Origin of the sequence: Acinetobacter sp. YH12226 (assembly GCF_013417805.1) — a bacterium.
Taxonomy (GTDB): Bacteria; Pseudomonadota; Gammaproteobacteria; order Pseudomonadales; family Moraxellaceae; genus Acinetobacter.
Genome location: NZ_VPDG01000003.1, coordinates 239,247 through 261,472, shown reverse-complemented (window position 1 = coordinate 261,472; position 22,226 = coordinate 239,247). Strand labels below are relative to the sequence as shown.

Genomic DNA, 22,226 nt, shown 5'->3' with positions numbered 1-22,226 from the left:
TTGGCTCCTTTGATTCAAAATCTTGGTTATTTCACAAAAGTCGTCCAGACATAATCCTGAGCCTGCCCCTTCAGCGTCATTTTCAGTTGATCGCCTGAATGCAATGCCGCAACACCTGCCGGGGTACCGGTCATCACCACATCCCCTTCTTCCAAAGTAAAGACCTGACTGATGTCAGCCAGCAAGGTCGCAATATCAAAAATCAATAAAGCGGTATTACCTTTTTGACGCAGCTCATCATTGACTTCAAGTGTGTAATGCACATCTTTCCAGTCAGTGACTACATCGGCGACAGGCACCCAGTCCGACAGCAGACAAGAGCCATCAAAGGCTTTGGCACGTTCCCAAGGCTGGCCTTTTTTCTTGAGATCATCCTGTAAATCACGCAAAGTTAAGTCCAGACCTAAAGTCACCGCACCCACAGCTTCAAGTGCTTTCACAGGATCGCTTTCTTTGCTTAAAGTCCGGTCAATACGCAAGCTGAGTTCACATTCATAATGACAATTGCCCCATTCCGGATTCCACTCAATGCCTGCTTCGAGCGAACTTAAGGCACTCGGTGGCTTGATAAACAATACCGGACGATCAGGGATCGCATTGCCGAGTTCTTTGGCATGATCGGCATAACTGCGACCCACACAAACGATTTTGGATGGACGTGTGCTCATGATCAAAACTTCCCTTTTCCTTTTATAGATATCTGAATTATTTTTTAAATGTATGCTCGAACATACTCTGTTCAGTGCCGTCCTTAAATGCACGCTTCGGCACAATAACCACGGTACGGTTTTTCAATTCCAGCATATAAGTCAGTTTACCAACAGCAAAATTCTGCACTTCGCTATATGGCACCAGCTTGCTACGATCATTGGTAAAAATTTCCGCATAGTCCTGATACAAATCAATACCCTGTTCGCTTTTACCAAACTGATATTTAACAAACTGGCGTTTAAACATCATCGGCAGGAACCAGTAACGCATGATGCCTTGCAGGATCAGGAAGAATGCACCCAAAGCCACGTAATAACGTCCAACGCCATCAAAGCCCATCGAGAAACCCCAGATGATGATCCCGATACTGACCAAAGGGGTCAGAAAACGTGAAATCTGCTTTTTACCAAACGTCGCCAGGGCAAAACCATCCTGAGATTCTTCTAAAGTCAGAAAATAACGGGTCGATAAAGTCGGTGCTGACTCAGTCATAGCATAGCATCACATCAAAAATAAAATCTTGCCCAATACTATACCAAAATATCCATAGCGCTTATGGCCTGTCGCATCAATTACATAACTTTGCTTTGGAAATACGTGCATTTGGTTTTAAATAAACAGCAATTAAAACAAAAAATACGCAACAGGATGTTGAATGAAAGAATTAAAGCAATGCATGCTCATCGGTGTTTGTTTGGCAGTTTCTGTCCCAGCACTGGCCAAGATTATTCCCTGGAATGCCGAAATACCAAGCAGTCTGAGTGCTTATCAAGGCAATGCCCAGCAACTGGCAGAATTAACCGGCGAGCGGATTCTGATTTATGCGCATCCAACCAGTAAAACCCAGCTTCCCACCTTAAACAGTAATGCAGCCAGCAAGACACAGTTTTATAGTGCGGCTGTGGTATTACCGGTAGCTGAAGCTCAGGTCGAAAAATTGCTGCGCCATTATCCGAATTATGTCGGCCTGTTTCCGACCTTAAAGTCGGCCAAAGTGCTGGAGCAGCAGGGTTCGATTCAGCAGGTTAAATATCAGGTTCATATCCCGACCCCGATTCCAGTCTTGAACTTTAAAGAAACCGTAGTGATGCAGCATCATCTGGGTGAAAACAGCATCAGCACCTTAATTATTGATGCGCCAATTCCCTATGGTGCGGGAAAACTGGAATGGTTTGCACTGGGTCCGCATAAAACGCTGGTGACTGTCACCCAATGGGGCGACCTGAATCAGCCCAAAGGCTTTTTATTCAGTAAAATCCTGAATGCGCTGCCTGAAGCCAAACTCGGCATTCCGCCGAGTACCAATGCATTTCTACTGGAAGCACTACAACAGCGCTTTGAAACCGATCATACAGCGGCACTAGCAACTCCAATTCCGCAGATGAGATTCAACCCTCAACAGCTACAAAAAATTGCCCAGATCAGCCAAAAATCAGGGCAACCGGTCAGTTTCATTTTACCGAGCTATCAGGTCAAAGAAGGAAAAGCCTCAGAAAATTTAAGATTTAGCAGCACCTATCAATATTTTGCGCATCCGGTCGAAAAATTGCGACCGTGGTTAGCGGCTGAAGCGACGCAGCAGCTTTTTCCTCGGCAGATCAAGAAAGTCGAACTGAATTCGGTCAATACTCAGAATATAAATGCCAACTATAAGGTGTCGGTGGGTTTGGGCGTGATTCAGATCCCGTTTAATTTTAAGATGCATTTTTACCAACCTGATTCCCTGCAAAACCAGTTCAATGCCAATGGCGGTGACTTGAAGTTTGTGAAAGGTGGTATGCGCTTATTGCCGCAGTCACAAGGTACCTTATTTCAAATCACCAGCAGTATGAAAATTCACGATCAGGCGCCGTTCTTATTAAGAGCCATGCGTAGCATGCCCTATCATGATATTTTACCAGCAGTGGGTGGTAATACCGTTTATGCACTGAAAGTACAGCAGAAATTAAGATGAGCAGGAAGCAGAGAGTTATTGGTTTTTTATATGAAAAATAGTTAAAAATCACAGACGTAAAAAAACCGCATCAACGTGCGGTTTTTTCAGAATTCTTATCAAGATTGGTGCGCTCAGAGAGATTCGAACTCCCGACCCCTTAGTTCGTAGCCAAGTGCTCTATCCAGCTGAGCTATGAGCGCGACGTCTTGATGGGGTGCATTATACGAGCTTTTTCAGTCTTGTTAAGTGTTTTTTAATAAAATCACAACTGAATGTACAGTAATTAAACGATGTATCAAAATTTATAGTTTTCTGCTGAAAATTTCTGCGGATTTAGAGCTAAAAACACTTAATTAATTCAATCAAGAGGCTTGTATTTTCCAAAAATTCCATCACTACGCAATGGGTCAGCCTTAAGTATTCTTAACCAGGTATTCAGCCAGAATAGAATTCAAATATAAAACGACCATCATCCTTGTACACTTTATCACTCGCCTATTGTTCCAGTCTTTACTTCTCCTGCCCTTTGATAATGCGTAAACACAATACCATTTGAGCTGGCCAGATGATCTATCAATTGAAAAGCGGCGGGTATTGATTCATGGCTAAACAGGCGTTTGCCAACACCGAGTATAATTGGAAAAGTCAGCAGACGAAGTTCGTCCACAAGCTCATATTTGAAAAGTGTCTGTACCACTGCAGCACTACCATACACGCGAATATCCCCCTCTCCCGATGCTTTAAGATTGATTATCTCATCAATGCTTTTCAGAAAAAGGGTATTTTGCCAGTCGGAATGCTCCAGACTAGTAGAAAGAATATATTTATTGACGTCATTGATTCCCGGCCAGTCTTCAGTATGTGTGGGCCAGTAAGATTCAAAAATCTGAAAAGTATGTTTCCCTAAAAGAATATCGGAGGGCTGCATCCATTTTTGCATAATGACATCAAATGCCGGATCAGGTTCCGCATTAAAATACGGCGCCACCCAGCCACCATATTGAAAGCCACCAGATATATCTTCTTCTGGGCCGCCGGGCCCCTGCATCACGCCATCGAGGGTCAAAAATTCCTGGACAATGATTTTTCTCATCACGATTGCCTTTATTTTTATTCACTCGCCTGAGACTTATTTTTAGCACGTGATGTCTGGTGTTTCTGTAAATTTTAGGCACAAAAAAACCGCAACATGTGCGGTTAATTGTTCAAGTTGGTGCGCTCAGAGAGATTCGAACTCCCGACCCCTTAGTTCGTAGCCAAGTGCTCTATCCAGCTGAGCTATGAGCGCGTAACTTGTGTGCCTAGGTTGGCGATACGTTTTTTTCTGCTTAACTTACTTGGTGCGCTCAGAGAGATTCGAACTCCCGACCCCTTAGTTCGTAGCCAAGTGCTCTATCCAGCTGAGCTATGAGCGCGCGACGTAAGTAAGCGTGGCGGTGAGAGAGGGATTCGAACCCTCGATACAGTTACCCGTATGCGTCCTTAGCAGGGACGTGGTTTCAGCCACTCACCCATCTCACCGTAACGTGCGGCCATAATACAAATTTCGGCATGGCACTGCAAGCGCAGCATCAAAAAAAAGTGCATATTTTTGCTCGTTTAAATACTTTTTAAGCAATTCCTCGATTTTTCGTGCATTTTGATGGCAAAAAAACTGCATAAATTTCCAGTTATCGAAAATTAACAGAAAATTGAAAACTTAAATGGATTATTGCAATCATTTACGTGCAGTCTGCGCACACATGTTTTATGCTAAACCTATCTCCTAAGATAAATTTAAAGACATGATGAAAAACTGGGTCGATCCTGAAGCAAAAGCTGAAGCCGAACGTTATGACAACCCTATCCCTAGCCGCACGCTCATTTTAGAAACCATCGAAAAGAACAATGCCCAGTCCCATGCAGACCTGGTCGAACATTTTGAAATTGCAGATCAAAAAAGTATTGATGCCCTAAGCCATCGTTTAATTGCGATGGTGCGTGACGGGCAACTGATGAAAGACGGCTACAAGTTTCAGATTGCCGTCGAGCAACCTGAATCCGAAGCGACGGTTTATATCAATTCCCGGGGGATGGGAACTGCCAACATTTCCGGCCAGGACGACTTATTATTGGCTGAGCGTGAACTGCGCCTGGTCTTTAATGGTGACCGCGTTAAAGTGCGTCAGACTTCGGTAGACCGTAAAGGTAAAGCCTGGGGCTATATTACTGAAGTTGTGCAGCATCGTGTCAAACAGATCATTGGTAAAGTGTCAGAATATGATGGTGAATACTTTATCCAGCCAGCCAACCCAAATGCGCATCAGCCAATCACCCTTGAAAAAGAACTGATCGAACATGCCCAGGCTAATCTGGGTGACTCTATTCGTGTGGCGATTGATACCTATCCGACCCGTGAAGAATTCGCGACTGGACATATTGTGCAGTCCATGGCAGACAAGGCCGATACTGAAATCATTATTCCACAAACCATTTTAGAATATGGTTTGCCTTATGAATTCCCGGAAGAAGTGGTTAAAGAAGCCGAAAGCTTTAAAGAGCCAACGGCCAAAGACCGTGAAGGTCGTGTGGATCTGCGTGATTTAGCCTTAGTTACTATTGACGGTGAAGATGCACGTGACTTTGATGATGCCGTTTATGCCGAAAAACGTCCGGGTGGTGGCTATCGTGTGGTCGTGGCCATTGCCGATGTCAGCCATTATGTACGTCCAGGCAAACCGCTAGATGATGAAGCGCAGGAACGCGGGACGTCAGTCTACTTCCCGCACTTCGTTTTACCGATGCTGCCTGAAGCATTGTCGAATGGCCTGTGTTCGTTAAATCCGAACGTTGACCGCCTATGTATGGTCTGTGATTTAAAACTGTCACGTGCTGGCCGAGTCACCGGTTTTGAGTTCTATCCGTCTGTCATGCATTCCAAGGCACGTTTGACCTATGATCAGGTCGCACAGTATCTGGAAGGTGACAGCCAGGCGATTACCGAAGATCGCGAAGTTCGCAAGTCGATCAACACCCTGTTCCAACTTTATCAAGTTCTTAAAAGTTTACGTGCTGAACGCCATGCCATGGAATTTGAAACTGTTGAAACTTACATGACCTTCGACGAACTGGGCGGAATTAAAGAAATTCTTCCACGCAGCCGTAATGATGCGCATAAGCTGATTGAAGAGTGTATGTTGCTGGCCAACGTGGCAGCCGCAGAATATGCATTGAAAAATGAAATGCCAATGTTGTACCGTGTGCATGAGCCACCAGAGTTCTCACGTATCCAGAAAGTCCGTGACTTCGTCAAGCTGCTGGGTTTGAATTTCCCGGAACAGCCGACTCAGAAAGATTATCAGGCGGTGATTGAAGCGACCAAAGAACGGATTGATGCACCAAGTATTCATGCCGTGTTATTACGCTCCATGATGCAGGCTTACTATGGTGCGAGTAATGCAGGCCATTATGGTCTGGCTTATGAAGCCTATACACATTTCACTTCACCAATTCGCCGTTATCCGGATTTGTTATTGCATCGTGCAATCAAAGCACATTTAAATAACAAGCCATCTCCGCTTTCAGGCGGTGCTTTAGATGAAGCTGGTGACCATTTCTCTGCCACAGAACGTCGTGCAGATGAAGCGTCGCGCTCGGTGACGACCTGGTTGAAATGTCATTATATGCAGCAGCATCTGGGCGAAGAATTTGTCGGCATTATTAGTGCAACGGCAGAATTTGGCCTGTTTGTCACGTTAAAAGATCTGTATGTCGATGGTATGGTGCATGTCAGCCAGCTAGGTGATGACTTCTTTGTCTTTGATCAAAGCAGCCAGAATCTGATCGGCCAGAACCGTGGTCAGGTCTTTGGTCTGGGTGATGAAGTCAAAATCAAGGTTGCCGGTGTCAATCTGGAAGAACGTAAGATCGATTTTGAACTGGTGCAACAACTCAGTCATGCCGGCCGTGCAGTTCGTGCCCGTGCACCGCGCGTGAGTGAGAAAAAACCAGTATCACGTCCAGCAGCGACAGAAGAAGTGTTTGGCAATAATGAACGTGAATCTAAATCCAACTTGAGCGCCGATGGAGAACAACCCATACGACGCAAAAAAGGAAAAGGAAAACCCAGCTCTTACAGTAAAAAGTCTGCTAAACCATCTGCAGGAAAGTCTGAAGCAAAGGTTAAAGATAAAGTAAAGAAAAAGGCCAAGGTCAAAAAGAAAAAGTCGAATGCAAAAGCCAAGACTGAATAATTTTTGATGGTTTAAAAAGAGCGCTACGGCGCTCTTTTTTCTTTTAAACCTTATCCAGAATAAATACGATTAGAGTAAAAATACTTACCGCATCGAATCATCAACTTAGATCAGTCTGATCAGGTACCTTCCCTATTTCTAAACAAAACTGACAGGAAAACTGCCTCCTATTTTGATCTACACTCAAGCAGTGAAATTCAAAGATCTGCAAAGACATATTTCCTATTTCTTTGAAACAGACTATGGAATTCTGCCTATTCTTAAACTATCTGTTTCGGAGTTTCAGCGAGCAACACCAATCAGTTGAACTATAACTCAACATTAGTAAAAGTAGCTTGGACATCATTGTGAACGAGATTGAATAAATCTCGATACCTCCTGCTTCAGAATAAATCACCGGTCAAGCTTGATTTCTCGATCAAGAAGCCTTACTTCTAGAACTAACACTGAAAATTAATTTGGCAGACCGACATGACTTTAGAAAAGGCAACTTTGCCTGTTCCACAATTTGATCAGATTACGCTGGCTGAGCTAAAACAAAAAATTGAAAGCTGTATCGCTGAAGGGCAAAAGTTCCTGAATGACCTCACCGAAACGCCTACTACAGTACAGGAGCAGCTGACTACTCTGGAACATGTCGACACGCTTGAAAACAATATGAGTGAGTCTTGGGGCATCTTGTCACATTTAAATGCCGTGATGAACAATGCCGAAACCCGTGATGTCTACCAAGCACTTTTACCGGGTCTTAGCGAATATTATACGCAACTGGGTCAACATACGGCGCTGTATCAGACCTATCAGCATATTTATGATGCGTCGATTTATAGTGAACTGCCGGCAGCGCAGCAAAGCGCCATTAAACTGGCCTTACGTGACTTTAAATTATCTGGGGTGGCGTTAGAGGGTGAAGCGAAAAAACGTTATGCGGAAATTTCGGCACGTCTGTCCCAATTATCTTCCGACTTCTCCAACCATGTGCTAGATGCGACTCAGGCCTATTTCAGACCGCTGAATGAAGATGAGTTAGCGGGTCTATCTTCAAATAATATTGAGCTGTTAAAACAATATGGTCAGCAACGTGAGCTGGATCAACCGGTGGCTACGCTGGATTTCCCGTCTTATCTGGCGATCATGACCCATTCAGAAAATCGTCCTTTGCGTGAAGAACTGTATAAAGCCTATACCACGCGTGCGTCAGATCAGGCTGAGCAGAGCGAGTTTGACAATACGGCATTGATCGAAGAAATCCTCAGTCTGCGTCTGGAAATGGCAAAACTGCTTGGCTTTAATAATTATGCAGAATTGTCCTTAGCCAGCAAAATGGCACCGAGTGTAGAGGCTGTAGACGAGTTCTTGCGTGATCTGGCAGAGCATGCCCGCGCACCGGCAGAGCAAGAAATCGCTGAACTGAAAGCGATTGCTGCTGAAGATGGCATCCGTGATCTGCAACCGTGGGACAGCGGCTATTATTCTGAAAAGCTGAAAATGCAGCAATTTAACCTGTCACAGGAAGCGCTTAAACCTTACTTCCCTGCACCGAAAATCCTGCAAGGCCTGTTCAATATTGTCAATCGTCTGTATGGCATTCAAGTCATTGAACATGAAGCGCCTGTCTGGCATCCGGATGCACGTTATTTTGAACTGGAAGATCAGGGTCAGGTGATTGGCGGTTTCTATTTTGACCTGTATGCACGCCAGGGCAAACGTGGCGGTGCCTGGATGAGCGGTTTCCGTTCCCGTATGCAGACCAGTGATGGCCTGCAAAAACCGATTTGCTATATGGTCGGTAACTTTACTCCACCTGTCGGCAATCGCCCTGCACTCTTGACCCATGATGAAGTCATCACCTTGTTCCATGAATTTGGTCATGGCCTGCATCATATGCTGACAGAAGTGGACAATATTGCGGTAGCAGGTACCCATGGCGTGGCTTGGGATGCGGTCGAACTGCCAAGCCAGTTTATGGAATTCTGGGCCTGGGATCAGGAAAGTCTGGATCTGCTCAGCGAGCACATTGAAACTCAAGAATCCTTGCCGGCAGAGTTGCTGAAAGCCCTGCTCGATGCACGTTTCTTCCAGTCTGGCATGCAAACCCTGCGTCAGCTTGAATTTGCCCTGTTTGACCTGAGTATTCACCGAGCCAATCCGGCTTTAAATGCAACACAGGTTCAGGCTACTCTGAATGAGATCCGTGAAAAGTATGCGGTCCTACCGACCACCGACTATAACCGTTTCCAGCACAGCTTCAGTCACATTTTTACCGGTGGTTATGCAGCAGGATATTATTCCTATAAATGGGCCGAAGTTTTGGCCAGTGATGCCTTCGACCGCTTTGAAGATGAAGGTATTTTTAATACCACTACCGGAAAGCAGTTTCGGGAAAATATCCTCGCAGTTGGCGGAAAAGACACAGCACTTGACGCATTTATCAATTTCCGCGGACGCGAGCCAAAAATAGATGCATTGCTGCGTCATCAAGGTTGGACGAACCCCTCTAAAAACGCTTAAACTAGCTTTTTAAGTTGATCACAAGGTGAGTATGATGACCATTAAACGTCGTTTCATTGCAGGCGCAAAATGTCCAAAATGTCAGGCGTTAGATCGCGTCGTCATGCTGACCTCTGGTGAAGATGAATGGATCGAATGTATTGAATGTGGTTATGAAGAAAATCGTCCCACACATGTTGACCCACCAGAAACACCAGCTGTTCCAGATGAAGTTGGCGTGATTCAGTTTAAACCTCGTTCAGTAAAATAAAAATCAAGGTTCAAGCTATGTCAGTAGAACAAAGAAATAACCCCAAACTTTTAATGGGGATTATGGGGGCTTTAGTTACTGTCGTTGCATTGGTATTGCTATATCAGTGGTTGAATGCCTCTTCCGGTGAAGCGGAACGCATACATCAGGAAGATATCGCGGCTGTTCCGGCAGCAAAACCTGCGGCGAAAACTGAAGAAGATACGGCGGCAGCGAAAGCACCTGAGACGATCGAAACTAAAGCACTGGTATCAAATCAGCTGTCAGATGCACCAGTGCCGGAGAATGCCAGTTTGGCCAAAGAAGAAGTGGCTAAATTAGATGACATCCAAGTTCAGCTCAATGAACAAAAAGCCACACTGGATGCGCAGCATAGCGATGCCGACCAGTTGATCCAACTGAAAGAGGAACAGATCAAGTTACTTGAAGCACAACTTGCTCAAAGCCAGTAAATCTCGACAGCATTTCAGCTAGAATATCGTCAGATCTTCTAGCTCAGTTGTTTCCATGTCTGCCCCAGCCGCTCCGCATCTGCTTAAAGCCATTCTGTTACTGACCTGCTCTGCTTTTCTCTTTTCAGTCATGGGCGTCTGTATCCGTTATGCCTCAACAACAGTTGATAATGCTACCGTGGTCTTCTTTCGCAATTTTGTTGGGCTGTTTATTTTCCTGCCTTTCATTTTCAATAAAGGCATTGGTTTTTTCAAAACTGAAAAACTATGGATGCACACCTGGCGTGCTGTGGTCGGGCTGATTGCCATGTATGGCTTCTTCTACGCGATTGCCCACTTAAAACTTTCCAATGCCATGGTATTTACCTATTCCTCTCCGATTTTTATCCCGTTGATTGCATGGCTATTCCTTAAAGAAAAAATCACGGCCAGCATGCTAGCTGCTGCTGGGATTGGTTTCATTGGCGTACTCTGTGTGGCCAAACTAGATTCGGGTTTATTTAACCTGATGTCGGTCATTGGCTTGAGTGCCAGTTTTCTGGCAGCGATGGCTTTTGTCACGGTACGGGCGCTGACCAGAACCGAGTCTCCGGAAAAAATCGTATTTTATTTCTGCTTTATTGGCACCCTTATTTCAGTGATTCCGATGTTCTGGCTATGGCGACCTTATACCCTGACAGAACTCAGCTATCTGATTACTGCCGGTATACTGGCCAATTTCAGTCAACTGTTTATGTCCAATGCTTACAAGCTGGCTCCGGCAGGACAGATTGGGCCGGTCAACTATGTGGCGATTTTCTTTGCCGGCATGTGGGGATTTCTGTTCTGGCAGGAAGTTCCAGACCTTTATAGCCTGATTGGGCTGGGGCTGATTTTCTGTGCGATTCTACTGTGTAGTCCAATTCTGCAAAAACGCCTGAATTCATCCAAGATTTGATCAAGATTCGAAATCAAAGCAATAAAAAAGCACCCGAAGATGCTTTTTTATTGCTTTTCTTTTATTGATACCAGCCGAACAGCTTAAAGATATAAGGCACATAGGCAATGATCAGCATCGCAGGCAGCAATACAATCACCGGCAAAATCCAGCGTTCATAACGGTAGTAGAAAGACAGGTGTCGTACTTCTGCATCCGCTTCGGCCACTTCAGCATCGCCAATTGACTGTCTGGCCAGCAGATGATTCAGTGCAACCGGTGGCGTCACATAACCCAGCTCAAAACCAATCAGAGTAATCATCCAGAAATGTACCGGATGAATGCCATATTGATAGGCCACTGGCGCAACGGTCGCCGAGATCAGAATCACTGCGCCAAATGGATCCATAATCATCCCGACAAAAATCATCAAGCCGACAATCAGTGAAATCACCAGAATGGTACTACTAATATCGGTCGGGAAGGCTTCCATAATTTCAATACGTTCTAGCAAGCCACCAACACTTACCGAGAGTGCCATCAGGATGACCAAGGCACCAATATGGCCCACCGTCTCACTGGTCGAAATATGCATAGACTTCCAGAAACCGACATGACGCAAAATTTCAGTCGCTTTTGAACGCTGCACAGTATGATCAACAGCCAGTTCTTTGCCTGGTTGTTCACTATGTTCAGCCTCACGATATTCTGCATTGGCTGCGGCACCGGCTGTCGCCAGTTCAGGTGCCGATCTTGAGTTTAAAGTTGCGGTCAAAGTTTCATCCCAATCCCCCACTGCCGGCAACGGCGCAGGTTCATGACGCAACTTGTCGAACAAGACAATCATCAGCAGGATGACTGGCATCATCACTGGTGCGGTAAATTCATTCAGGTCAGTCGACAAGGCATATTTATAGAATAACCAGATCAGAATGAAAATCACGATATATGGAATAATCGCAATGAAGGCGCGACCGGATTGAGGAGCAGCCACAATAGGTGCAGCAATCCGGAATTTGTTTTCTGCAAAGAACAGGGAAATTACCAGGAATAAAGTCGAACTGAGCAGGAAGACATAAATCCCGTAGTGATAGAGTAAGTCGGTGGTCACTTCTTTATTCAGTGATGCCACAACGACAATCAGCAAGCAAGGACGTAAAACCACGCCCAGTGAACCAGACATTGCAGTGGCGGCCAATGCAAACTGACGGCGTCCGCCCGCATTCCAGACTTCCTTATAAATAATCGCACCTGCGGCAATTACGAAAATCCCTGATGCTCCGGTATAGGCGGTCGGTAATGCAGCTGCCAGCAAGATTAACCAGGTCAGGGTTTCAGGGGCCAGATTCCATGGACGCAGAATATTCAGGAACATGTCCACGACACGGGTCTGTTTCAGCAACATACCGGCCCAGATAAACAAGGCCAGATTTAGGAAAATACTGGAAAACTCTACCAATTGACCGAGGTAAATCCCCTGTCCCATTGGATAGTCCATAAAGAAGGTGAAATTTATTCCGGTGGTAATAGCCATATAGGCATATAGCGGTACACTCAGAAAGGCCAGACCAAAACTGCCGCCCTCACGCGTCGGTTTCGGTTGTTTGATCACATGATACAGGCTGATCAAAGTGAGTGCGCTGAACAGAATCATCCACAACCAGTAGATGTACTTCATCTCCCCCATCGGCACGCCCGAGTTCAATACGGACTGATATTGGCTATAGGATGAAAATGCCAGGAAAGCATTAGCGACCAGCATGGCGACCGAATAAACTTTAAAGTCGATACGCGTGCTCGGGCTACGCAAACCAATATGATGGGTTTTTAGAGTGGCACTGATCGCAGCAAAGACCACCATGATGACCAGAAGCAAAGCCCGGTTTTCCGTACCAAACTTAAAGATGCCAAAGAAAGAAGTTTCAAAGGTCCGATAAGCCCGAATACTTGGATGGGCTTCCACATGTTGAATGGCTTTATCATAAAACAGGTAGGATTCTTCACAGACCTGTTGTGCCTGTAACACCGCAGCACGGACATCCGCTTCCGAACGCACCCCGAAGAAATCGGCATATTCATCGGCTGCATCGGCTTTCATCTGCTGCTGAACGCGTTGATCGACATTAATATTGCGTTCACATTGTGGACGCGTCGGCTCAGCCCTTAAAAATGAATATTGCATTCCTGTTGCCGGATCACCGTAAATACGCTCACCCATACGCAGCAACTGGCCGTGAATCATTTCCCCAGTGCCAATAATTAAAGTGAGCAAAAGTAAAACCAGCACGACGAAGGTCGAGATCCACTCTGTCCATATATAACGCAACAGACCTAATCCTGATCTGTTTTGATCATCATTTTGCATGTGTATTCCTATTTTTATTTTAGCGGCCTGATGCTTGGTCTAGGACGCTGATCTTCCCTTCTGCCCCGAAAATTCCTTTTCAAAGGTCAGGATCTTTATTCTATGTTTTGACTTTGCATGAAAATTGGCACAATAAAAATGACAATTTATATTTTCTTTTTGTATTTTCTGCCAAGTAAATTATTTATCTCTGCACTTTAATTATCCCGAAAATAATTGCTCACAATATAGATCAGCGCCAGAATCACGCCCCAAATCACCCCAAGTAAATGTGCCTCAACCAAAACCGGACTACCGATCAGCTGCGCCGTTCCGACATTGCCAATGGTGTTTTCCCAGACCAGTTTGGCAAAAATCAAAAATAATACCAGCGCCGCAAAGCCGCGTTCCCGCTTATACAGCAAATGTACACAGGCTACGGCGACATAGGCACCATGCAGCACGCCCGACAGGCCAGCATAGGCTTCAATATTGGGTAAGAAAAAATAAAAGCTTAAACTGATCAACGGTGGCAAGATCAGCAAAATGGCACAGAAATGCCAGACGGTAGCGCGTGGAAAAATGAAAGGTAAACAGATAAAGGCGAGAATGTTTAGAAAGTAATGAATCCAGCTCACATGTACCCAGTGCGCTGTCCAGAGTCGCCAGAATTCACCCAGCAGACTTTCTTGCCAGTAAATGAAATGATCGTGAAAAATTTGCAGACATGCAGAGAAAGAGACAAAAGCCGCTAGAAAAATAATTTTTCGTCGAAAATGTTGATCTAGCATCGGCCTGTTGTCCTCCCTGACCCTCTAGTTTGACTTCATCCCTGAAGCTTCATGCAGGGTATCTGCATTACAGATCCGCACTGAACAGATCATCGAGCTCAGAAGAGCTGTCGGATTCATCCCAGAAACGTTGCATGCCATCATCGCCACTGCGTATACCGGTATTTTCTGTCCAGTAACGATCCGATATGCCACTGACCATAATTGCAGCCATGCTGTCGATCAGCTTGAATTGCGGATTCACCGGTTTTTCCTCGGTACGTGCCTGAGCAAAGGTTTTTAAGGCATCCCGGACTTTGGCATCATCGCCACTGGCCTGAGCCGCTACGGCATACAAGGCATGAGATAAACGTACACCTTTTTGCTCACCAATTTGTGTAGATTGTTTTAATGTTTGGTAAGGGTCAGGCTTGCCTTCCCCTGCGCCTGGCAACAAAGTCCAGATCACCGCACGGGTGGCATTCGGCGCACCCCAGAATTTCGCGTTATCCAGACACACCATGCCACGCTCGACCACGGCAGCAATATCTTTCGGTACATGCACTGCACCACCCGAGTTAATATCATTGGTCATGGCCTGCAAGCCACTGAGCATACCCAACAGATAAACCGTTTGCTCGATATCACTGTTCATGCGTGGGCATTCTTCACCCAAGGCTTTTTGGTATTTCTTTTCATAACGGCTCTGGAACAGTTGATAACCGGTATATTGACGCTGTGCCGCCAGCGCCGCCCAGCGCTTCTGCTCGATTCGGGCATCTTGAGCTTCTGCCACCTGATTGGTTTTTGAAGCGCGTAAATAGCGTAACTCCGCTTCCAGCGCTTTTTGCTCGGCACAAATACCGGCAGCCGAATACATCAGCACGGCTACCCGGGTCGGATCCGCCCCCATTTCTTTGGTCGCCATAATGGCCGGTGTTAAAGAATTCCCTGAATTACACACCATTTCAGCATCATCCATCGCTAAAATCGGCGGGACAATATGGTTTTCGGTGAAACCCAGTGCAACATTGGCACCGGTTTTAATGACCTGAGAACACCCCGTCAAAACTGTTGTTGTTATTGCAATGGTCGCCATACCTTGGCATATTTTACGGACGCCTGACATTTTCCTGTCCTCTATAATTGTGATTATGTCCATCTTTCTGCTAAAGATATCAGAAGCATTTTGTGAATAAAAGAGTATTTACTCTAATTTAGACGAGACACTTTTTGCCATTAAATGGCCGCGCTGCAATTGACTGTATTTAGGAGAATCCCAAATTTTGGGCAAAAAAAAGTAGCATTGCGACGGTTCAGCACATGCTACTTATTAACTGTACAAGCAGAAAAATGATAAAACCCTGCTTGATTAAGATGAAAATTTATCCTTCAGCACCGATCCCGAATCGTCCGATCACCAGAGCCAAAACAATCGCTATAATCAGAAAAATCCACACTGGAAATTCCATCAGGGTTTCCCGTAGTTGCTGTCGGTGAGTTAAATGTACAGGCTGAAAATAAAACACAGGGAATAAATTGTCAGACAATTTCTCTAAGTCATGAATTAACCGTGTTTTTTGTCTAACAATAAAAATAGAAATTTGATCTAAATATTTGTTTTATAATTATTTTAATCAAATAATTAAAATGCGTTTATCTTACAACTAAATTAATTTAGTCAATAATTTTAAGTATTTCCATTGTTTGAAGGACAATTGATCACACCAGATCAGTAAAGGTCGCGCCTTGGCATGCTGGAAATACACCACAATATACGCCTGATGATCAATCACGTGACTAATACATACCCGACGGGTCGGTCGTGCTTTGGCGGTCAATGACCATTCACGTCCATCCAGATATTCAAACTGCTCAATCTGTGGCGTCTTGCGGTAAAACAGCTGATAAATCACCAAGCCTATGACAGCACACACTGCCCAAAGTGCAATCGGTAATAACTGATACAATAGATACATCAGCAGTGCAAAAATAAAAAACTGAAACGCCAATGCACACAGACTGCGTTTCAGCTTGAAGCAACGATTATCCATGAACGTAAAATTTAAGCTTCTTGATAAAATCTTTTAGTTCAGGACGCGGCGGCTCAGACACTTCCATAAACCAGTCCAGCAAATCCGGGTCTTCCTGCTCAACCAGCTCTGCAAACATCTGTTTTTCGAAAGGCTTGGCATTCAGATAATGGTTTTTTACGTAGGGATCAAAATATACATCCAGTTCTTTTAAACCACGACGCGCACGATAAATCACTTTACGCTCTTCTAGGCTGATGTCATCAGTCATCGAATTTCCCCAACTCGTTATAAACCCGAATAGTTTACCTGAAGCGCTGGCAGAATTTCGAGGGATTTCATAGAAATGACCAAAAGCATCAGCAGATTTAAGTCATTTGAACATTCCGCTCATTGCTGCTGATCTTGGCATGGCCTAAGTTAAACCAAACAGATCAAAATAAGGAATAACAAGATGCAGTCTGCAGCCATTCGCCCACTTGCCCCGATGCTGCCGCGCCAACTTTTTAGTACCGAGTATGAAGCTTTTCGCGAGACGGTCCGTAAATTTTATGAGAAAGAAGTCATTCCACATACCGAGCGTTATGAAAGTCAGCAACATGTGGATCGAGAGTTATGGAATAAAGCCGGTGAGCTTGGATTGCTCTGCGCGACCATGCCTGAAGAATATGGCGGCTCTGGCGTAGACCGGTTGTATAGCATGATTCTGATTGAGGAACAGGCCTATGCCGGAGATTCAGCGACCGGATTTTCGCTGCATTCAGATATCGTCGCCAATTATCTGCTGAATTTTGGCAATGAAGCTCAAAAACAGCAATGGCTTCCGAAAATGGCGTCTGGAGAAGTGGTCACCGCGATTGCCATGACCGAACCGGGAACCGGCTCTGACCTGCAAGCTGTGCGAACCTCGGCAGTACTCGATGGCGATGACTATGTCATCAACGGCTCCAAGATCTTTATTACCAATGGCTATCTCTGTGATATGGCGATTGTGGTTTGTAAAACGGGTAATAATGATAAAGGTTCAGCCAATCTCTCATTGATTATGGTCGAAGCCGAACGTACCGGTTTTAGTAAAGGCAAGCCCTTAAATAAAATTGGCATGAAAGGTCAGGATACCTGCGAACTGTTCTTTGATAATGTTCGGGTACCCAAAGAAAACCTGCTCGGTCTGGAAGGCATGGGCTTTATGATGCTGATGAAAGAACTGGCCTGGGAACGCCTGATTGTGGCGATTATCTGTCAGGCAGGCGCTGAAGCCGCTTTTGCCCATACAGTAAAATATACCCAGGAACGTCAGGCATTTGGCAAGAGCATCAGCCATTTCCAAAATACCCGTTTTAAACTGGCAGAACTACGTACCGAGATCGATGTGTGCCGCACTTATCTGGATCGCTGTATGGAGCTGCAACTCAAGCACGAACTAGGCATAGATGCCGCTGCTGCGGCCAAATACAAGATTTCAGAAATGTATAGCAAAGTCGTAGATGAATGTCTGCAACTGCATGGTGGTTATGGTTATATGCTGGAATATCCGATTGCCCGGGCTTATATCGACAACCGTGCCAACCGGATTTATGCGGGTACCAATGAAATCATGAAAGAACTCATCGCCCGTTCACTTTAAAATGGATGCATAAAAAAGGAGTCTCTCAGGGCCACTGCTGTCCCATAGTTTGCTTTAAATAAAAAAACCTGAGTTCTAACAGTTAAAATATGAGTGCAAACAAACACTTTAACGACCAGGATTCAGGTTTTGTTACATCAGAATACCGTATTTCATGAGCTAATTAAACCTGTTGTGCGACAGGATTTTGAACAACTTGCTAAAGTACACCATGTTGGACAGAAATTTAAAGCGGCTTCCCGGTGGGATCAGTTTATTGCCATATTGATGTCTCAATTCTCTTGTAGGCAAAGTCTGAGAGATATTCAATCCAATTTGGAGTGCCAACAGGAAAAGCTAAGTCATCTCGGAGCAAAATCTATTCCCCAAAGCACGCTGGCACGAATCAATGAGCAGCAGCCTGCTGCCTTGTATCAACAGCTATTTTACAAGTTGCTTAAATACTATGAACACTCGAAAGTAGCTCATAAATTTCGCTTTAAGAATCCCTTGTATTCCTTGGATGCCAGTCATATTGACCTGTCGCTTTCCTTATGTGAATGGGCCAAAGTTCACGACTCAAAAGCCAGCATGAAACTCAGCATAGGATTGAATCACAGCAATGATATTCCTGAGTTTGTTGCAGTTGAAAATGGCAAAGAAAATGACATGGTACAAGGCCGCAAATTCCAGTTTCCTGCTGGCAGCATTGTAGTTTTTGATAAAGGCTATGTCGATTACCAATGGTATGCAAATCTGACTGCTCAAAACATTGGATTTGTCACACGTTTTAGGCCTAAATCTGTGTATCAGGTGATCCAGCAACATCCAGTGCTTGAATCCAAAGGTATTCTAAAAGATGAAACCATTCAGCTGAATAGCGCACATGCCCTAAAAAGAAAAGCCCCAGTGTTAAGAAGAATTGAATATAGAGATCAGCAAAGTGGCAAGCACTTTAGCTTTCTCAGCAATAACTTTCATTTAGCCGCCTCCACCATTGCGGCGATTTATAAAGATCGTTGGAAAGTTGAGCTGTTCTTTAAGGCGATTAAGCAGAATCTCAAATTAAAAGCATTTCTAGGCCGCAGCAGGAACGCAATTCAGACACAAATCTGGATTGCGATGATCGCCTATTTATTGGTGAGTTTCGCTCAACATTTAGGGAAAACAGGTTGGACAGTTCAACGTTTACTCAGAATAATTCAAGTGAATTTGTTTGAAAGAAGAACTTTAAAAGCTTTATTTTCACCCGATAAAATACCCATAAAACAAGAGGAAGCTCAAATGAGCTTCCTCTTGTGAAAAATTGTGGGACAGCAATGCTCTCAGGACTCCTTTTTCTGTATGCAAAGATATAACTTTAAGAAACCAGACGCGGTTTATGCTTTAAAGCATTACTGTTTTTTCTAAATTTCAGTACACCATCTTCAAACGAAGCCTGTTTGAGCTCCTTACGGTCTGCCAGATAATTATTGCTGACTTTCCACGGAGCCTGTTTGCCTTGCTTTGGCATGACGTCTGCAGCCCGGGCAATATAACCCGAACTGAGACTGCCCATGACGGTATCCTGAAGCAATTCACTCTGATCTCCCTGAGGAATTACCTGTGCATAACCTTGCTGATCCATATAGTTCAACAGACGGCAAATATATTCTGCTGCAATGTCGATTTTAAGCGTCCAGGAGGCATTGATATAGCCAATAATCAGCGCCATATTCGGTATGTCACTGACCATGATACCTCTATACAGCATATGCTGAGAGGTATCGATAGGCTGACCATCCATCGTCGCCTGAATCCCGCCAAGGATTTGAATATTCAGACCGGTGGCAGAAACAATAATATCAGCATCCAGATGTTGACCTGATTTCAGCTGAATTCCCGTTTCGGTAAAGGTTTCTATCTGATCCGTTGCAACCGATGCCTGTCCTTCACGTAAAATTTTAAACAGATCTCCATCCGGCACCACACAAAGACGTTGATCCCAAGGTTCATAATTCGGGGTAAAGTGCTTCATATCCACTTTACCTTTCAGCTGGAGTTGCACCGATTTAAGCAAAAGCGATTTTAATAATTTTGGCTGTTTCTGTGCCAAAGCGTAAATCCCGCGCTGCATGCCGATATTACGCGCACGTGTCAGCTTATAGGCGACCTCCTCAGGCAGATATTTACGCATTTTTGAATAAATAAAATCGACCGAGGGTACAGAGGCAATATAAGTCGGTGAGCGTTGCAACATGGTCACATGTCCTGCTCCGCCTTTAACCATCGCAGGAACCAAGGTAATCGCGGTCGCACCACTGCCAATAATCACTACCTTTTTGCCTTTATAGTTTAAATTTTCCGGCCAATGTTGTGGATGAATAAACTCACCTTTGAATGCAGTTTGATTTGGAAACTCCGGCTGAAAACCCTGATCATAATTATAATAACCGGTACAACCCAGTACAAAGTTGGCGATCCAGATCTGCTTCTTACCGTATGCATCCTCGATCTCTACTGACCATTTGCAGGTTGTAGAATCATAATTGGCACTTAAGACCCGATGCTGAAAATGGATTTTCGACTGTAGCTTAAACTCATCCACCACTTCAGCTAGATAATTTTTGATGGATGCGCCATCGGCAAGCACGCTTTCTTTCTTCCAGGGTTTGAAATTAAAACCAAAAGTCGACATATCCGAATCAGAACGTATGCCCGGATATTTGAACAGATCCCAAGTTCCGCCAATACTTTCGCGGCGTTCAATAATCTCAAAAGAGCGTTGCGGACAATGTTTAGAAAGATGTGCTGCCAGACCAATCCCCGAGATCCCCGCACCCACAATTAAAATATCTACCTGCTTTTCCATGTTGTTCTTTTACCTAAGCGATGCTATCTGTTTTTATTAAATCACAAAACTGACAATACACAATGTCAAGTTCATTAAAAAGCCACTATTTTTTTATCTTTTCAGGCCAGATCAGTTATGTTGAACTCAATCACTTTAAATTAAAATATACAGGCATTAAAAAAGGCCGGTTTATTCAACCGACCTTTTCGAACAACTTGCGTTATTCTTCACGAAATTAGTTAACTTCGCGATCTACTAGCTCAACGTAAGCCATCGGTGCAGCATCACCTGCACGGAAGCCCGCTTTAAGAACACGTAGATAACCGCCGTTACGCTCTTTGTAACGAGGGCCAAGAACGGTAAATAATTTACCAACAGTTGCTGCTGAACGAGTACGAGCAAACGCCAAACGACGGTTTGCTACTGTATCGTTTTTAGCTAAAGTGATTAAAGGCTCAGCTACACGACGTAACTCTTTTGCTTTAGGCACAGTTGTTTTGATCAACTCGTGCTCGAACAAAGAGTTAGCCATGTTTTGGAACATCGCTTTACGATGACTGCTTGTACGGCCTAATTTCACACCACTATTACGATGACGCATGGTGATAGTCCTACTTAATTAACGGCTACGATAGGCGAAACGATCGTCCATACGGAGACTAGCCGGTGGCCAGTTCTCTAAACGCATGCCGAGTTGTAAGCCTTTAGAAGCCAGAACATCTTTGATCTCAGTAAGCGATTTTTTACCCAAGTTAGGAGTTTTAAGCAACTCAACTTCGGTACGCTGTACAAGATCACCAATGTAGTAAATGTTTTCTGCTTTCAAACAGTTAGCAGAACGAACAGTTAGCTCTAGATCATCTACTGGGCGAAGCAAGATTGGGTCAACTTCTTCACGAGGCTCTTGAGCAACAGGTGCTTGATCTTTCTGAAGGTCAACGAAGATCGCAATTTGTTGCTGCAAAATAGTTGCAGCTTTGCGGATCGCTTCTTCAGGATCTACAGTACCGTTAGTTTCAAGATCAATGATCAGTTTATCAAGGTCAGTACGTTGTTCTACACGCGCGTTTTCCACGGTGTATGAAACACGTTTGATTGGGCTGTAAGACGCATCTAACTGCAAGCGACCCACTGGGCGAGTTTCGCCTTCAGGGAAGCGTGAATCAGAAGTCTCGTAGCCACGACCTTGAGCCACTTTCAGACGCATTTTCAATGAGCCTGAGGCACTTAAAGTACCGATCAAATGTTCAGGGTTAACCACTTCAACATTATGAGGTAAACGAAGGTCAGCCGCAGTTACGTCGCCTGCACCTTGTTTCTCTAATGTTAAATAAGCTTCATTTTGATCGAACAGCTTAATCGACAATCCTTTTAGGTTCAGCAAGAGCTCGACGATGTCCTGCTGCAAGCCTTCCAAAGTACTGTACTCGTGCTCGACCCCTTCAATCTCAACTTCTACCACAGCTGCGCCAGGTAGAGAAGAAAGAAGGATGCGACGTAAAGCATTACCAAGAGTATGACCAAAGCCACGCTCTAATGGTTCTAGAATAACTTTTGCCGAGGTCCCGCTTGCCGCTTCGACCTTGATCGCTTGCGGAGTTAGAAACTCATTTGCAGTACGCGTCATATTGC

20 protein-coding genes and 4 tRNA genes are annotated in these 22,226 nt (G+C 44.7%); 8 read left to right on the top strand and 16 right to left on the bottom strand.

Going from position 1 to position 22,226, the window contains the following annotated elements; genetic code table 11:
• Positions 1-26: 26 nt before the first annotated feature.
• Both FTV08_RS05720 and FTV08_RS05715 read right to left on the bottom strand, forming a co-directional pair.
• Positions 27-668, bottom strand: a complete 642-nt coding sequence (locus tag FTV08_RS05720) for a fumarylacetoacetate hydrolase family protein (RefSeq protein WP_180086861.1) — start codon at positions 666-668, stop codon at positions 27-29.
• Positions 669-705: 37 nt separating this feature from the next.
• A complete protein-coding gene (locus FTV08_RS05715; RefSeq protein WP_004281456.1) occupies positions 706-1,203 on the bottom strand; it encodes a YcxB family protein in 498 nt (165 codons plus the stop codon).
• Positions 1,204-1,366: 163 nt separating this feature from the next.
• Here FTV08_RS05715 and FTV08_RS05710 point away from each other — a divergent pair, with 163 nt between their 5' ends.
• Complete coding sequence (locus tag FTV08_RS05710; protein WP_004281458.1) at positions 1,367-2,665, top strand: hypothetical protein; 1,299 nt, start codon at positions 1,367-1,369, stop codon at positions 2,663-2,665.
• Between the two features lie 105 nt (positions 2,666-2,770).
• Here the strand turns inward: FTV08_RS05710 and FTV08_RS05705 are convergent.
• The 5 genes from FTV08_RS05705 to FTV08_RS05685 all read right to left on the bottom strand — a co-directional run bounded on the left by FTV08_RS05705 (position 2,771) and on the right by FTV08_RS05685 (position 4,168).
• Positions 2,771-2,847, bottom strand: a tRNA-Arg gene (locus tag FTV08_RS05705).
• A 287-nt stretch (positions 2,848-3,134) separates the two neighbouring features.
• Positions 3,135-3,740 (bottom strand): dihydrofolate reductase family protein, encoded by a 606-nt coding sequence (locus tag FTV08_RS05700; RefSeq protein WP_114541580.1) that lies wholly within the window; start codon positions 3,738-3,740, stop codon positions 3,135-3,137.
• A gap of 118 nt (positions 3,741-3,858) precedes the next feature.
• Positions 3,859-3,935 (bottom strand) — tRNA-Arg (locus tag FTV08_RS05695).
• A gap of 50 nt (positions 3,936-3,985) precedes the next feature.
• Positions 3,986-4,062 (bottom strand) — tRNA-Arg (locus tag FTV08_RS05690).
• 16 nt (positions 4,063-4,078) lie between these two features.
• Positions 4,079-4,168: transfer RNA gene (locus FTV08_RS05685), tRNA-Ser, on the bottom strand.
• A gap of 263 nt (positions 4,169-4,431) precedes the next feature.
• Here FTV08_RS05685 and rnr point away from each other — a divergent pair.
• The 5 genes from rnr (at position 4,432) to FTV08_RS05660 (ending at position 11,029) form a co-directional block, all read left to right on the top strand.
• Positions 4,432-6,879: a ribonuclease R gene (gene rnr / locus FTV08_RS05680; protein ID WP_004281463.1), complete on the top strand. Its 2,448-nt coding sequence runs from the start codon at positions 4,432-4,434 to the stop codon at positions 6,877-6,879.
• A 456-nt stretch (positions 6,880-7,335) separates the two neighbouring features.
• Positions 7,336-9,390 (top strand): M3 family metallopeptidase, encoded by a 2,055-nt coding sequence (locus FTV08_RS05675; protein ID WP_180086875.1) that lies wholly within the window; start codon positions 7,336-7,338, stop codon positions 9,388-9,390.
• Positions 9,391-9,430: 40 nt separating this feature from the next.
• Positions 9,431-9,640 (top strand): YheV family putative zinc ribbon protein, encoded by a 210-nt coding sequence (locus FTV08_RS05670; protein ID WP_171248537.1) that lies wholly within the window; start codon positions 9,431-9,433, stop codon positions 9,638-9,640.
• A 17-nt stretch (positions 9,641-9,657) separates the two neighbouring features.
• Positions 9,658-10,092 carry a hypothetical protein gene (locus tag FTV08_RS05665; RefSeq protein WP_044113181.1) on the top strand — a complete coding sequence of 145 codons (435 nt, stop codon included), beginning with the start codon at positions 9,658-9,660 and terminating at the stop codon, positions 10,090-10,092.
• 55 nt (positions 10,093-10,147) lie between these two features.
• Positions 10,148-11,029, top strand: a complete 882-nt coding sequence (locus FTV08_RS05660; protein ID WP_180086860.1) for a DMT family transporter — start codon at positions 10,148-10,150, stop codon at positions 11,027-11,029.
• 61 nt (positions 11,030-11,090) lie between these two features.
• Here FTV08_RS05660 and FTV08_RS05655 read toward each other — a convergent pair whose 3' ends face one another.
• The 6 genes from FTV08_RS05655 to FTV08_RS05630 form a co-directional block, all read right to left on the bottom strand.
• Entirely contained in the window at positions 11,091-13,373 is a 2,283-nt protein-coding gene (locus tag FTV08_RS05655) for a TRAP transporter large permease subunit (RefSeq protein ID WP_180086859.1), read from the bottom strand.
• A 197-nt stretch (positions 13,374-13,570) separates the two neighbouring features.
• Positions 13,571-14,143 (bottom strand): rhombosortase, encoded by a 573-nt coding sequence (gene rrtA, locus FTV08_RS05650; protein WP_044113186.1) that lies wholly within the window; start codon positions 14,141-14,143, stop codon positions 13,571-13,573.
• Between the two features lie 67 nt (positions 14,144-14,210).
• The gene (locus tag FTV08_RS05645; protein ID WP_004732263.1) at positions 14,211-15,251 is read right to left on the bottom strand and encodes a hypothetical protein; all 1,041 of its coding nucleotides are present in this window, start codon (positions 15,249-15,251) and stop codon (positions 14,211-14,213) included.
• A 256-nt stretch (positions 15,252-15,507) separates the two neighbouring features.
• Positions 15,508-15,672 (bottom strand): hypothetical protein, encoded by a 165-nt coding sequence (locus FTV08_RS05640; RefSeq protein ID WP_180037179.1) that lies wholly within the window; start codon positions 15,670-15,672, stop codon positions 15,508-15,510.
• Between the two features lie 117 nt (positions 15,673-15,789).
• Positions 15,790-16,176 (bottom strand): hypothetical protein, encoded by a 387-nt coding sequence (locus FTV08_RS05635; protein WP_005249912.1) that lies wholly within the window; start codon positions 16,174-16,176, stop codon positions 15,790-15,792.
• Positions 16,169-16,426, bottom strand: coding sequence for a succinate dehydrogenase assembly factor 2 (locus tag FTV08_RS05630; RefSeq protein WP_044113188.1), 258 nt, complete (start codon positions 16,424-16,426; stop codon positions 16,169-16,171). Before FTV08_RS05630 ends, FTV08_RS05635 begins: the two co-directional genes overlap by 8 nt.
• Positions 16,427-16,609: 183 nt before the next feature.
• Here FTV08_RS05630 and FTV08_RS05625 point away from each other — a divergent pair, with 183 nt between their 5' ends.
• Together FTV08_RS05625 and FTV08_RS05620 are read left to right on the top strand one after the other, a co-directional pair.
• Positions 16,610-17,782 (top strand): acyl-CoA dehydrogenase family protein, encoded by a 1,173-nt coding sequence (locus FTV08_RS05625; protein WP_044113190.1) that lies wholly within the window; start codon positions 16,610-16,612, stop codon positions 17,780-17,782.
• A 129-nt stretch (positions 17,783-17,911) separates the two neighbouring features.
• Entirely contained in the window at positions 17,912-19,063 is a 1,152-nt protein-coding gene (locus tag FTV08_RS05620; RefSeq protein WP_180086858.1) for an IS4-like element ISAbe18 family transposase, read from the top strand.
• A 58-nt stretch (positions 19,064-19,121) separates the two neighbouring features.
• Here the strand turns inward: FTV08_RS05620 and FTV08_RS05615 are convergent, their stop codons facing one another.
• The 3 genes from FTV08_RS05615 to FTV08_RS05605 form a co-directional block, all read right to left on the bottom strand.
• The gene (locus FTV08_RS05615; protein ID WP_180086857.1) at positions 19,122-20,612 is read right to left on the bottom strand and encodes an NAD(P)/FAD-dependent oxidoreductase; all 1,491 of its coding nucleotides are present in this window, start codon (positions 20,610-20,612) and stop codon (positions 19,122-19,124) included.
• 217 nt (positions 20,613-20,829) lie between these two features.
• On the bottom strand, positions 20,830-21,195 hold the full coding sequence (rplQ, locus tag FTV08_RS05610; RefSeq protein WP_004281488.1) for a 50S ribosomal protein L17: 366 nt from the start codon (positions 21,193-21,195) through the stop codon (positions 20,830-20,832).
• Positions 21,196-21,213: 18 nt separating this feature from the next.
• Positions 21,214-22,221, bottom strand: a complete 1,008-nt coding sequence (locus FTV08_RS05605; protein ID WP_004281489.1) for a DNA-directed RNA polymerase subunit alpha — start codon at positions 22,219-22,221, stop codon at positions 21,214-21,216.
• Positions 22,222-22,226: the final 5 nt, after the last annotated feature.

Excerpts from the sequence above, each read along its gene's own strand:
- FTV08_RS05660 (WP_180086860.1), top strand. The coding sequence starts at position 10,148 with ATGTCTGCCCCAGCCGCTCCGCATCTGCTTAAAGCCATTCTGTTACTG.
- FTV08_RS05645 (WP_004732263.1), bottom strand. The coding sequence starts at position 15,251 with ATGTCAGGCGTCCGTAAAATATGCCAAGGTATGGCGACCATTGCAATA.
- FTV08_RS05715 (WP_004281456.1), bottom strand. The coding sequence starts at position 1,203 with ATGACTGAGTCAGCACCGACTTTATCGACCCGTTATTTTCTGACTTTA.
- rplQ (WP_004281488.1), bottom strand. The coding sequence starts at position 21,195 with ATGCGTCATCGTAATAGTGGTGTGAAATTAGGCCGTACAAGCAGTCAT.
- FTV08_RS05665 (WP_044113181.1), top strand. The coding sequence starts at position 9,658 with ATGTCAGTAGAACAAAGAAATAACCCCAAACTTTTAATGGGGATTATG.
- FTV08_RS05615 (WP_180086857.1), bottom strand. The coding sequence starts at position 20,612 with ATGGAAAAGCAGGTAGATATTTTAATTGTGGGTGCGGGGATCTCGGGG.
- rrtA (WP_044113186.1), bottom strand. The coding sequence starts at position 14,143 with ATGCTAGATCAACATTTTCGACGAAAAATTATTTTTCTAGCGGCTTTT.
- FTV08_RS05700 (WP_114541580.1), bottom strand. The coding sequence starts at position 3,740 with ATGAGAAAAATCATTGTCCAGGAATTTTTGACCCTCGATGGCGTGATG.
- FTV08_RS05710 (WP_004281458.1), top strand. The coding sequence starts at position 1,367 with ATGAAAGAATTAAAGCAATGCATGCTCATCGGTGTTTGTTTGGCAGTT.
- rnr (WP_004281463.1), top strand. The coding sequence starts at position 4,432 with ATGATGAAAAACTGGGTCGATCCTGAAGCAAAAGCTGAAGCCGAACGT.
- FTV08_RS05720 (WP_180086861.1), bottom strand. The coding sequence starts at position 668 with ATGAGCACACGTCCATCCAAAATCGTTTGTGTGGGTCGCAGTTATGCC.
- FTV08_RS05655 (WP_180086859.1), bottom strand. The coding sequence starts at position 13,373 with ATGCAAAATGATGATCAAAACAGATCAGGATTAGGTCTGTTGCGTTAT.
- FTV08_RS05605 (WP_004281489.1), bottom strand. The coding sequence starts at position 22,221 with ATGACGCGTACTGCAAATGAGTTTCTAACTCCGCAAGCGATCAAGGTC.
- FTV08_RS05630 (WP_044113188.1), bottom strand. The coding sequence starts at position 16,426 with ATGACTGATGACATCAGCCTAGAAGAGCGTAAAGTGATTTATCGTGCG.
- FTV08_RS05625 (WP_044113190.1), top strand. The coding sequence starts at position 16,610 with ATGCAGTCTGCAGCCATTCGCCCACTTGCCCCGATGCTGCCGCGCCAA.
- FTV08_RS05635 (WP_005249912.1), bottom strand. The coding sequence starts at position 16,176 with ATGGATAATCGTTGCTTCAAGCTGAAACGCAGTCTGTGTGCATTGGCG.